9 protein-coding genes, 1 pseudogene and 1 riboswitch are annotated in these 11,995 nt (G+C 60.4%); of the genes and pseudogenes, 1 reads left to right on the top strand and 9 read right to left on the bottom strand.

Going from position 1 to position 11,995, the window contains the following annotated elements; translation table 11 throughout:
• Window positions 1-157 precede the first annotated feature (157 nt).
• The 7 genes from parC to FW800_RS03255 form a co-directional block, all read right to left on the bottom strand.
• Window positions 158-2,422: a DNA topoisomerase IV subunit A gene (gene parC, locus FW800_RS03285; protein ID WP_032878231.1), complete on the bottom strand. Its 2,265-nt coding sequence runs from the start codon at window positions 2,420-2,422 to the stop codon at window positions 158-160.
• A gap of 73 nt (window positions 2,423-2,495) precedes the next feature.
• Window positions 2,496-3,491, bottom strand: coding sequence for an esterase-like activity of phytase family protein (locus FW800_RS03280; protein WP_446436957.1), 996 nt, complete (start codon window positions 3,489-3,491; stop codon window positions 2,496-2,498).
• Entirely contained in the window at window positions 3,491-5,395 is a 1,905-nt protein-coding gene (gene parE / locus FW800_RS03275; RefSeq protein WP_005784190.1) for a DNA topoisomerase IV subunit B, read from the bottom strand. The genes FW800_RS03280 and parE overlap by 1 nt, the downstream gene beginning before the upstream one ends.
• A gap of 46 nt (window positions 5,396-5,441) precedes the next feature.
• Window positions 5,442-6,050, bottom strand: coding sequence for a YqiA/YcfP family alpha/beta fold hydrolase (locus FW800_RS03270; RefSeq protein ID WP_078820136.1), 609 nt, complete (start codon window positions 6,048-6,050; stop codon window positions 5,442-5,444).
• A 141-nt stretch (window positions 6,051-6,191) separates the two neighbouring features.
• Window positions 6,192-6,986 carry a 3',5'-cyclic-AMP phosphodiesterase gene (gene cpdA, locus FW800_RS03265; protein ID WP_446437011.1) on the bottom strand — a complete coding sequence of 265 codons (795 nt, stop codon included), beginning with the start codon at window positions 6,984-6,986 and terminating at the stop codon, window positions 6,192-6,194.
• Between the two features lie 113 nt (window positions 6,987-7,099).
• Window positions 7,100-7,549, bottom strand: coding sequence for a DUF1249 domain-containing protein (locus FW800_RS03260; RefSeq protein ID WP_003209507.1), 450 nt, complete (start codon window positions 7,547-7,549; stop codon window positions 7,100-7,102).
• Window positions 7,540-8,157, bottom strand: coding sequence for an NUDIX domain-containing protein (locus FW800_RS03255; RefSeq protein WP_005784181.1), 618 nt, complete (start codon window positions 8,155-8,157; stop codon window positions 7,540-7,542). The genes FW800_RS03260 and FW800_RS03255 overlap by 10 nt, the downstream gene beginning before the upstream one ends.
• Before the next feature lie 205 nt (window positions 8,158-8,362).
• Between FW800_RS03255 and FW800_RS03250 the strand changes: the two genes are divergently transcribed.
• A complete protein-coding gene (locus tag FW800_RS03250; RefSeq protein WP_122732408.1) occupies window positions 8,363-9,109 on the top strand; it encodes an RsiV family protein in 747 nt (248 codons plus the stop codon).
• Here the strand turns inward: FW800_RS03250 and FW800_RS03245 are convergent.
• Both FW800_RS03245 and thiC read right to left on the bottom strand, forming a co-directional pair.
• Window positions 9,078-9,419, bottom strand: a pseudogene (locus tag FW800_RS03245) (putative hydroxymethylpyrimidine transporter CytX); the annotation flags it as partial. The gene FW800_RS03250 and the pseudogene FW800_RS03245 sit on opposite strands and share 32 nt — an antisense overlap.
• Before the next feature lie 226 nt (window positions 9,420-9,645).
• Window positions 9,646-11,550, bottom strand: coding sequence for a phosphomethylpyrimidine synthase ThiC (gene thiC, locus FW800_RS03240; RefSeq protein ID WP_032878242.1), 1,905 nt, complete (start codon window positions 11,548-11,550; stop codon window positions 9,646-9,648).
• A gap of 145 nt (window positions 11,551-11,695) precedes the next feature.
• A riboswitch (TPP riboswitch) is annotated at window positions 11,696-11,801 on the bottom strand.
• Between the last annotated feature and the right edge of the window lie 194 nt (window positions 11,802-11,995).

The raw sequence follows: 11,995 nt of genomic DNA, 5'->3' as shown, positions 1-11,995 counted from the left end.
CCACAAGGCGAACCACAATGTAATACTAAAAATAACCTGAACACGCTCGGCCACGCCGGCGCTGGAAAGGCCATATCATCCGTGAATATGCGCCATGACTCCAGCGCGAAAGCATCGATCTACAGGTTAAATCGTAGATCGAGTGCTCTAGTACGCCTTAAACCGGCGTTTCTACCAACAAGGCATCCACTCGCTGGAAACCTCTAGGCAGTTTGTTACCGCGTCGACCACGCTCGCCCTTGTAGTGTTCAAGGTCGTCTGGGCGCAATGACAACGTGCGCTTGCCGGCCTGGAGCACCAGGGTAGAGCCTTCCGGGACCACGGCGATGTCTGTCACGTACTCTTCGCGACTGGCCACCCGATCACCGGGAATCCCGATAATCTTGTTGCCCTTGCCTTTGCCCAGTTGCGGCAAATCGCTGATTTTGAATACCAGCAGACGCCCTTCGGTGGTCACCGAAGCCAACCAGTTGCTTTCACGATCATCCACCGGCCTTGGCAGGATCACCTTGGCGTTGTTTGGCAGGCTCAGCAGGGCCTTGCCCGCCTTGTTCTTGGCTTGCAGGTCTTCACCCTTGACCACGAAACCGTAACCGGCGTCGGAGGCGATGACGTACAGCGAATCATCGTCCGGCAGCAGCACGCACTCGAAATTCGCCCCAGGTGGCGGCGTGAGGCGTCCGGTCAACGGCTCGCCCTGCCCCCGTGCGGACGGCAGGGTATGGGCCGGCACCGAATAACTGCGCCCGGTCGAGTCGATAAACACCGCAAACTGATTGGAGCGCCCGGCGGCGGCGGTCTTGAAGCCATCACCGGCTTTGTACGAAAGGCCGGTGGCGTCAATATCATGCCCTTTGGCGGAACGAACCCAACCCTTTTCCGACAAAACGACGGTAATTTTCTCGTTAGGCAACAACTCGGTTTCTGTCAGAGCCTTGGCTTCAGCACGCTCGACGATCGGCGAACGACGGTCGTCGCCATAGGTTTCGGCGTCTTTGATCAGCTCACTGCGTACCAGCTTCTTGAGCTTGGCTTCGCTGCCCAGCAGCGCTTGCAGCTTGGCTTGTTCCTTGAGCAACGCGTCTTGCTCGTCACGCAGCTTCATTTCTTCCAGGCGTGCCAATTGGCGCAAGCGCGTGTCGAGGATGTAGTCAGCCTGGATTTCGCTCAGCTCGAAACGCGCGATCAACTCGGCTTTCGGGTGCTCGGCGGTACGGATGATATGGATCACTTCATCCAGGTTGAGGTAGGCAATCAGCAAGCCGTCCAACAGGTGCAGGCGGCGCTCGACCTTGTCGAGGCGAAACTGCAGGCGGCGGCGCACGGTCTGTACGCGAAATTCCAGCCACTCCACCAGCAGGTTGCGCAGGTTTTTCAACTGCGGCTTGCCATCCAGGCCGATGATATTGACGTTGACCCGGTAGCTGGACTCCAGGTCGGTGCTGGCGAACAGATGCTGCATCAGCACTTCATGATCGACCCGGCTGTTGGTCGGGATGATCACGATACGGCACGGGTTCTCGTGGTCGGACTCGTCACGCAGGTCGGCAACCTGTGGCAGTTTCGACGGTTTGGCCTGCATCAACGCGGCAATCTGCTCCAGCACCTTGGCACCGGACACCTGGTGCGGCAGCGCGGTGACAATAATGTCGCCGTCTTCGATATGGTAAACGGCGCGCATACGCACCGAGCCCTTGCCGGTTTCGTACATCTTCAGCAGGTCGGCGCGCGGCGTGATGATTTCCGCTTCGGTCGGGTAATCCGGTCCCTGGATATGTTCACACAACTGCTCGACCGTGGCCTTGGGCTCGTCCAGCAGACGCACGCAGGCAGTGGCGACTTCGCGCAGGTTATGCGGCGGCACGTCGGTGGCCATGCCAACGGCGATACCGGTGGTGCCATTGAGCAGGATATTCGGCAAACGCGCTGGCAATACCAGGGGTTCGTCGAGGGTGCCGTCAAAGTTCGGCCCCCAGTTCGCCGTGCCCTGGCCCAGCTCGCTGAGCAGCACTTCGGAATAACGCGACAGCCGCGCTTCGGTGTAACGCATGGCGGCGAAGGACTTGGGATCATCCGGCGCACCCCAGTTGCCCTGCCCGTCCACCAGCGTATAGCGATAGCTGAATGGCTGGGCCATCAGCACCATGGCTTCATAACACGCCGAATCGCCGTGGGGATGGAACTTACCGAGTACGTCACCGACGGTACGCGCCGACTTCTTGTGCTTGGAATCAGCGTCCAGGCCCAGCTCACTCATGGCGTAGATGATGCGCCGTTGCACGGGCTTGAGGCCGTCGCCGATATGCGGCAGGGCACGGTCCATGATCACGTACATGGAGTAGTTGAGGTAGGCATTTTCGGTGAAGTCAGCCAGCGACCGGCGCTCTACGCCATCTAAGCTGTCTGCGAGGATGTCACTCATGCGGGCCTCATCATTGTTGGGTAACGCGCAGCGGAACTGCCGCTGCGCCGGGTCAATTGAAAAAACGGCTGGCTCATCGCTGGGCGCTCCAGCCACCTGCAGGGGCGGCGAAACGATAGACCACGGGGCGTTTTTCACCATCGGCGCGGGGGCCGAAATTGTTGTCTATACCGATCCATGCACCGTCGGCGTCCAACAGCAGGGCTTCGGCCAGGCCGTAAGGCTGTGGATAACGCCGCTGCGGCGTCAGGGTCTCTTCAGCAAACGACCAACACAGCTCAACCTTGGCCGTGACTGTGTCGCGTCGGCAAATCTGGAACGCATTGCGCTCCAGGGTAAACAGCTTGCCATTGAACAGCGCCAGGTCGGCAAAGTCATTGGACACTGCCTTGGCGTTGGTAAACTGCGCCGGTTGCACTTCCTGCCCGGCCTCGCTCAACAACACGCACCGGCCATCGCAATCCCATACGCTCTGCCCGCGCTTGATCGAGATCAGGCCGCGACGCTCACGCTCGGCGGCCAGCCAGATCTGGTTGCCTTCGGGGTTCACCGCCAGGCCCTCGAACAAGGCATTGAAGTGCAGCAACATGCCACTGGCCCGCGCCTCACGCACCATGCCCGGGGCGATTTTCAACCACTCGGGCGCGCCCGTCGCAGGTACCTGCAGCACTGCAGCATGGGCTTCGCTGACAATGTAGCGGTCACCTGCGGCATCACAGCTGATGCCCTCGAAATCCAGGTCACCACCGCGAATGAACGACGCGGCCTTGGTGCGTGAACGCAGTCCCCAGGGCAAACCCGACTCGGGCACGGGCGGCACGTCAATCTTCAGAGCTTCGGCGTTCCAGGTCGGTGCGCGGGTATCCAGGCGGTAGATCTGATCATCATCGCGGTCGGAAACCGTCCACAGTTCTGCGCCACACAACGCCAGGCCCGACAGGTTACCGCCGCGGATGCCGTCCACCGGGTGCTCGGATACCAGCTGCAGCTCTGCCACGCCGGCGGCAAACACGTGGGGAGTTGCCAGTGCGCTCAACATCAGCATCGCCAGGGCGAAGCCTGTGCGCATCAGCCCAGAACCTCGGCCAGGTTGCCCTTGGATTCCAGCCAGGCTTTGCGATCCGGCGCACGCTTCTTCGCCAGCAGCATGTCCATCATTTCCGAGGTGCCGGCGAAGTCTTCCAGGGTCAGTTGCACCAGGCGCCGGGTATTGGGGTCCATAGTGGTTTCGCGCAACTGCGGTGGGTTCATTTCACCCAGGCCCTTGAATCGCGTGACCTGTGGCTTGCCGCGTTTTTTCTCGGCCACCAGGCGATCGAGGATGCCATCGCGCTCGGCTTCGTCCAGGGCGTAGAAAATCTCCTTGCCCAAATCGATGCGGTACAGCGGCGGCATGGCGACGTAGACGTGACCGGCATCCACCAATGGGCGGAAATGCTGCACGAACAACGCGCACAACAACGTAGCAATGTGCAGGCCGTCGGAGTCGGCGTCGGCGAGGATGCAGATCTTGCCGTAGCGCAGCTGGCTCATGTCCGCCGCGCCAGGGTCGACACCGATAGCGACAGCGATATTGTGCACTTCCTGGCTGGCGAGCACTTCACTGCCGTCGACTTCCCAGGTGTTGAGGATCTTGCCGCGCAACGGCAGGATCGCCTGGAACTCTTTGTCCCGCGCTTGTTTGGCGGAACCGCCGGCAGAGTCACCTTCCACCAGGAACAGCTCGGAACGCATCGGGTCCTGCCCGGCGCAGTCGGCCAGTTTGCCGGGCAATGCCGGGCCCTGGGTGATGCGCTTGCGCTCGACTTTCTTGCTGGCCTTCAGGCGACGACCGGCGTTGTTGATCGCCAGCTCCGCCAGGGCCAGGCCCAGTTCCGGGTGCTCGTTGAGCCACAGGCTGAAGGCATCCTTGACCACACCGGAGACAAATGCCGCCGCCTCACGGGACGACAGGCGCTCTTTGGTCTGGCCGGAGAATTGCGGCTCCTGCATCTTCATCGACAGCACGAACGCGATGCGCTCCCACACGTCTTCCGGCGCCAGCTTCACGCCGCGCGGCAACAGGCTGCGGTATTCGCAGAATTCGCGCATGGCATCCAGCAAGCCCTGGCGCAAACCGTTGACATGGGTGCCGCCCTGGGCGGTGGGGATCAGGTTGACGTAGCTTTCCTGCACACTGTCGCCACCTTCGGGCAACCACAGCAACGCCCAGTCGACGGCTTCCTTATTACCGGCCAGGCTGCCGCAGAACGGCTCGTTGGGCAGGCGTTCGAAGTCGCTGACGGAGTCTTCCAGGTAGGAGCGCAGGCCATCTTCGTAATGCCATTCGACCTTCTCGCCGGTGCCTTTGTCTTCAAAGCTGACCAGCAGGCCGGGGCACAATACGGCCTTGGCCTTGAGCACATGCTTGAGCCGGCTGATGGAGAATTTCGGCGAATCGAAGTATTTCGGGTCCGGGGCGAAGTACACGCTGGTACCGGTGTTGCGCTTGCCAACGGTGCCAACCACTTCCAGGTCGGTGGCTTTATAGCCATCGGCGAAGGTCATCTGGTACTCGTTGCCGTCGCGCTTGACCTTGACCCGCACTTGCGTCGACAGGGCGTTGACCACCGAAATACCCACGCCGTGCAAACCACCGGAGAACTGGTAGTTCTTGTTGGAGAACTTGCCGCCGGCGTGCAGTTTGGTGAGGATCAGCTCGACGCCCGACACGCCCTCTTCCGGGTGAATGTCCACCGGCATGCCGCGACCATCGTCGGACACTTCAAGGGAGTGATCGGCATGGAGGATGACTTGTACCGACTTCGCGTGCCCGGCCAAGGCTTCGTCGACGCTGTTGTCGATGACTTCCTGGGCAAGGTGGTTCGGCCGGCTGGTGTCGGTGTACATGCCGGGGCGTTTGCGCACCGGGTCGAGGCCCGAGAGGACTTCGATGGCGTCGGCGTTATAAGAGCTAGCGCTGGGAGTGGCCATGGGGTCTCGTCGTGAGTCGTTCGATTAAAAAGTGACCTGCGATTTTTTACAGTGACGAAAAATCGAAGGATTGATACTGATCTGCGCCAATGCCGGCAAAACTCAACAAGGCCGGCAGTTGCTCGGCGAACCCTTGGTAACCATGATCGCCACCGGCCTGGATGCGCAAGGCACAGGCTCGGTAATACGCTTGGGCGAGGCGATAATCCAGGGTTTCGTCCCCGGTCTGCAACCACACCTGATACCGCCCCGCATCCTGCGGCGCCGGTACTTCCAGCTCGGCCAGCGCTGCGACGTGATCATGGGTCAACTCCCAGGTCTCATCGGTGTAGAGGTTCTTCTGGGTACCCAGGTAACCGTCGAACATCCGATGGGGGCTGACCGCCGGGTTGACCAGCAGCGCCTTCAGGCCATGGCGTTCGGCAAGATGGGTTGCATAGTAGCCGCCGAGTGAGCTGCCGACCAGCAGCGGCCGCCCCAGTTGGTCAATGGCCTGCTCCAATTGCAGAATCGCCTGACGCGGGTGGTGATGCAGGGCCGGCACCCGCAAACGGTCGGACAGGCCAAGCTTGCCCATTACGGTGATCAACTGGCTGGCCTTGTTGGAGGCTGGCGCACTGTTGAAGCCGTGGATATACAGGATCGAAGCGGACATGCCGGGCTCTCCGTGCTTGGGCCAAAGAGGCGCAGTTTACAGGGATCGGAGTGAGGTGTGAGCACCCGATCTTCCAGACACCGCAGAACCCATGTGGGAGGGGGCTTGCTCCCTCCCACATTTGATCAGTGTTTGCAGGTCTTAATAGCCGTTGCTGCCGTAGTCGACGGTAAACGCGAAGTCCCGAAGCCGCTCTACCCCCGTCTCCAACCGCCCGTCGGCATACAGGCGCAGCCAGCGATACCCCGGCGCTTGCTCGCTGACCTGGAAATCCTCGCTGCCCGGCGCGAACTGGATGCAGGTAGACGGTGAGGCCAGCAACCGCACGCCGTTGCGCTCGCGGTCGATTTCCTGATGCACATGCCCCCAGAGCAGCGCCTTGACCTGCGGGAAGCGGTCAAGCACGGCAAACAGCGCCTCGGGATTGCGCAGGCCGATCGGCTCCATCCACGCACAGCCGATGGACACTGGATGATGGTGCAAGCACACAAGATGATGGCGGCTGGGCGCCTCGCTCAGGGCCTGGGCGAGCAATTGCAGTTGCGAATCCTGCAGGTAACCGGGCACCGAACCGGGTACTGCGGAGTCCAGCAGGGTTATGCGCCAGTTGCCCACGTCCACCACGGGCTCGAGCAAATCGCTTTGCACAGCGACCTCGGCCATGACCTGCGGCTCGTCATGATTACCCGGGATCCAGCGCGCCGGCGCACCGATGGGCGCGGTCATGTTCCGAAATAGCTGGTACGACGCCAGTGTGCCGTCCTGGGACAAGTCGCCCGTCGCCAGCACCAGGTCAATACGCGGCTGTTGCTCGTGCACCAAGTCGATCACGCTTTGCAAGCTTGCACGGGTGTTCATGCCCAGCAGCGTACCGCCCGCTTCGGCAAACAGATGGCTGTCGGACAATTGCACCAACAACGCAGCATCAGGGTTCATGGTCGGTACGCGAGGCAAGGCGCTCTCCCTGGCAATCACAGGCATGGATAATTTGACGATTATGCTAGGGCAGGACTCAAAGAGGAAACCTGAGAAACAGGCTCAATTCACATCTAGCGCACCACTTCGAACTCATGGCCCAGGGCCAGGCAGTGGCTCAGCCATTCACCGAGGAACACATTGAGCTGTGCTTTCTCATCGGGTTGGTGCATGAACACATTCGGGTAAGGATAGATGCTGCGAAAGCGTCGCGCATGTTCGGCGCTGATCACTTCGGCCATACGCGCGTCGTGGTACACCTGCACTTCAAGTTGCGGCACCGGCAGCCAGGGCAGGCTGTGTTCCTGGCGTACGCGCAGGGTGGTGGTGTACGGGCAATTGACGATGACTTCCAGGGTCAGCACACCAAGCATCTGGTCGCCATGGGTCACGGCGATACGCCGCGCCTCAGGAGTGTGGCGCATGTCGGGAAGCAGGCGCATCAGCCGCGCATAATTGGCCTCGCAGGCGGCTTGCAGCCCGATCAGGTCAACTCGATAACGTTCCCGTGCCTTTACTGCCATAGCCCCCTCACTTCCGCGCGGTTAAGCGCAAGCCATTGCAGGGCGATGATGCTGGCTGCATTGGAAATTTTGCCGTCGCGCACCGCTTGCAGGGCGTCTTCGAATGCCCAGACGGTGACGCGAATATCTTCTGCCTCTTCTTCCAATCCATGGATGCCGCCAGCGCCCGCGCTGTCGCAACGGCCCAGGTACAGGTGGACAAATTCGGTACTGCCGCCGGGCGACGGGAAGTACTTGGTGATCGGCCACAGCGCGGAGAACGTCAACCCAGCTTCCTCCTCGGCCTCGCGGTGTGCAACCTCCTCCGGTTGCTCATCCTTGTCAATCAGGCCGGCGACCATCTCCACCAACCACGGATTGTCGGCGCGGCCCATGGCGCCGACGCGGAACTGTTCGATCAGCACCACCTCGTCACGTTGCGGGTCGTAGGGCAGTACGCAAACGGCGTCATGGCGGACGAAGACTTCGCGGCTGATCACGCGGCTCATGCCCCCGTCGAATTTCTCGTGGCGCAGCTGCACGCGATCGAGCTTGTAGAAGCCCTGGTAGCTATTGTCGCGCTGAACGATCTCGATCTTGTTCGGCGTGGACTTCGCGGTGTCCGTCATGTGCTTCCTCTCTTTGACACGGAGTGTGCTTGTGCTATTGGCGCCATCCTAACGCGCCGATGCCCGTTGATGCAGCCCCTTTGCGGTTGCCGGGACCGGCGGCGGACGTCAAACTCTCCCCCATCAGTCTAGTGGCGAACTGACTGCCTTGTTGGCAGTCCAAGCGCTACTCTTTTCGCTTTCCATCGATTTACGAAGGACACACATGTCGCTTTTAAAAATCGCCTCCATGGCCTGTATTGCCTTGACCCTGGGTGCTTGCCAGAGCCTGTTCCAACCCGGCCAGCTCAAGCCGCTGGACGTCACGACCGACAAGTCGGAACAGATCAAGCCTGGCTGTGATAGCCCGGACTGCCCACTGGTGAACATCGATACCGTGCACTTCCCTACCGACCCGCAACTCGACAGCCTGGTGGAACAGCGCCTGCTGCAGATGACCCGCACTACGCCTGGCGCCAGTGTGCCTGCCACGCTCAATGCCTATCGAGACAAGTTCCTGCGCGAATCCGCGGACCGCCACAGCATGTATCTGCAAGCCAAGGTACGTGAGCAACATGACGCCCTGGTGATCGTTGAAGTGTCCAGCTACCTCGACACCGGCGTCGCTCATGGTGAGCCGGGCCGTGGTTTCATCAACTATTCGCGCCTGCTGCACAAGGAGCTGAGCCTGGCTGACATGTTGCTGCCGGGCCAGGAGCAGGCATTCTGGAACACCGCGAAAGTTGCGCATAACAGTTGGTTGATCAACACCAAGATGGACCGCGATCCGGAGTTCCTGAAGAGCTGGCCTTTCCAGAAAACCCCGAACGTAGCCCTGACCAGTGGTGGCGTAGTACTCAAGTACAACGTCGCCACCATCGCCCCTTACGCACAGGGGCTGATCGAAATTACCATCCCCTATACGCGCCTCACGGGTGTGATCAAGCCTGAACTGATGCCTGCACGCCACTAACCCGGCCCAGAATCAACTGCAACAGCCCTGCCAGCAGCAATGCCGGCAGGGTCGCACCGACCACGCCGAACAGCGGCGCAAACACTGAGCCGATCAGCAGCAGGACGTTCTGGTACTGCGCCAAGGATGCAAAACAGGCGATCAAGGTACAGATCAGGCCAATGGCCAACGCCAGGTGCTCGACTTTCATACGCAACAGCATCCCACTGGACACCGCCGCCGAGTGAATATCGGCAAAGGCGTTTTCCGACTCATCGAGCAGAATCAACAGCAGCGGAATGCCGAGCCCGACGCCCGCCAGTGCCAGCAGCCAAATCCCCCATTTGCGCAGGATTTGCCGTACAAACGTCAGCGGGCCACTGACCGCCCAAGGGTGTGATCTCTAAGGGGCACTTGTTGTTTGGGAGATCGCTATCGCGGGCAAGCCCGCTCCCACAGGGGACCGGCTGTGGACACAAAAATTGTCTACAACTCGATCAACTGTGGGAGCCGGGCTTGCCCGCGATGACGGCCGTGCAGGCACCGCCGACTCGGGATCAGACCTTCTTGTAGAGCTGACTGCCTTCGCGCTTGAACCGCTCCGCCTGCTCGGCCAACCCCTTGGCCACGTCCACATCCACCGCTTCAATACGCTGGTTGGCCGCATACTCACGCACTTCGTGAGTCACCTTCATCGAACAGAATTTCGGCCCGCACATGGAGCAGAAATGCGCCACCTTGGCCGACTCCTTCGGCAGCGTTTCGTCGTGAAACGCCCGTGCGGTGTCTGGGTCCAGGCCGAGATTGAACTGGTCTTCCCAACGGAATTCGAAGCGTGCCTTGCTCAAGGCGTTATCGCGAATCTGCGCACCCGGATGGCCCTTGGCAAGGTCTGCGGCGTGTGCGGCGATCTTGTAGGTGATGATCCCGGTCTTCACATCATCCTTGTTCGGCAAACCCAGGTGTTCCTTGGGCGTGACGTAGCAGAGCATGGCGCATCCGAACCAGCCGATCATCGCCGCGCCGATACCTGAAGTGATGTGATCGTAGCCCGGCGCGATGTCGGTGGTCAGCGGGCCGAGGGTGTAGAACGGCGCCTCGTCGCAGCACTCCAGTTGCTTGTCCATGTTCTCCTTGATCAACTGCATCGGCACATGGCCGGGGCCTTCGATCATGGTTTGCACGTCGTGCTTCCAGGCGATCTTGGTCAACTCGCCCAGGGTTTCCAGCTCGCCGAATTGCGCAGCGTCGTTGGCATCGGCCACCGAACCCGGGCGCAGGCCGTCCCCCAGGGAGAAGCTGACGTCATAGGCCTTCATGATTTCGCAGATTTCTTCGAAATGCGTGTAGGCGAAGTTTTCCTTGTGGTGGGCCAGGCACCACTTGGCCATGATCGCGCCGCCACGGCTGACAATGCCGGTCACGCGGTTGGCAGTCAGCGGTACGTAACGCAGCAACACGCCGGCGTGGATGGTGAAATAGTCCACACCCTGCTCGGCTTGCTCGATCAGGGTGTCGCGGAACAACTCCCAGGTCAGATCCTCGGCCACGCCGTCGACTTTTTCCAGGGCCTGGTAGATCGGCACGGTGCCAATTGGTACGGGCGAGTTACGGATGATCCATTCGCGGGTTTCGTGAATATGTTTGCCGGTGGACAAGTCCATGATGTTGTCCGAACCCCAGCGGATCCCCCAGGTCATTTTCGCCACTTCTTCTTCAATGGACGAACCCAAGGCGCTGTTGCCGATATTGCCGTTGATCTTCACCAGGAAGTTACGGCCGATGATCATCGGTTCCAGCTCGGTGTGGTTGATGTTGGCCGGGATAATTGCGCGGCCGCGGGCGATTTCTTCGCGCACGAATTCAGGCGTGATGATTTTCGGAATGCTGGCACCAAAGCTGTGCCCGGCATGTTGTTGCTTGAGCAGGCCGGCTGCACGGGCTTCTTCGAGTTTCATGTTTTCGCGGATGGCCACGTATTCCATCTCGGGCGTAATGATGCCTTTTCGTGCGTAGTGCATCTGGCTGACGTTGGCACCGGCCTTCGCCCGACGCGGGTTTTGCAGGTGGGCAAAGCGCAGGTAGGCCAGGTCCGGGTTATCCAGGCGTTCCTGGCCGTATTTGGAGCTCAGGCAGGACAACCGCTCGGTATCGCCCCGCTCTTCGATCCACGGCGAGCGCACATCAGCCAGGCCTTTGCGCACATCGATGATGACGTTGGGGTCGGTATAGGGGCCGGAGGTGTCGTAAACCACCACAGGGGCATTGATTTCGCCGCCAAACTCGGTGGGGGTCACATCCAGGCTGATTTCCCGCATCGGTACGCGGATGTCGGGGCGCGAGCCCTGCACGTAGATTTTCTGCGAGCGGGTAAACGGCTGCACGGAGCCGGAGTCGACCTTGGCCGATTCACTCAGGTGCACAGTATTTTTTGGTTTTGTACTTTTTATCTCAGTGCTCATCACGGGCTCTCCAACTGATCCAGGCGGTGGATTTTTGTCGGAGCGAACCTGTGACGGACGCACTGGAATCAGTGCTGTGCTTGGCGCACGAGGGCTGTTCGATTGTCGAACAACATCCCGGACGAAGCACAAGAGGACTCGCCGGGTGACGAGAAATCTTGTTCCCTACGCAGGCGCTAACCTGATCAGGTTCAACGGGATCCGGTATTTACCGATCTCAGCCTTCCAACAAGGCACCCCGACAAGAACGCGGCCAGTCTAGACCATGGCGTGGGCAAATTGCCAATAGCGGTGCATTCAGCGTGATGAATGGCGTGATCGTGGGATTGTTGTGCGCAGGTCCGGCAACTACACTCGGGCACTGCTTCAAGGCTTGACGCCAGGAATGGCCAGCCTTAGCCTTGAGCGCTAAATTATTGCCGTAATATTTAAATTAGGGATCGCC

The organism is Pseudomonas sp. 910_23, assembly GCF_052850795.1.
The sequence above is the reverse complement of the archived record's forward strand: the minus strand, read 5'-3'. Positions and strand labels throughout refer to the sequence as shown.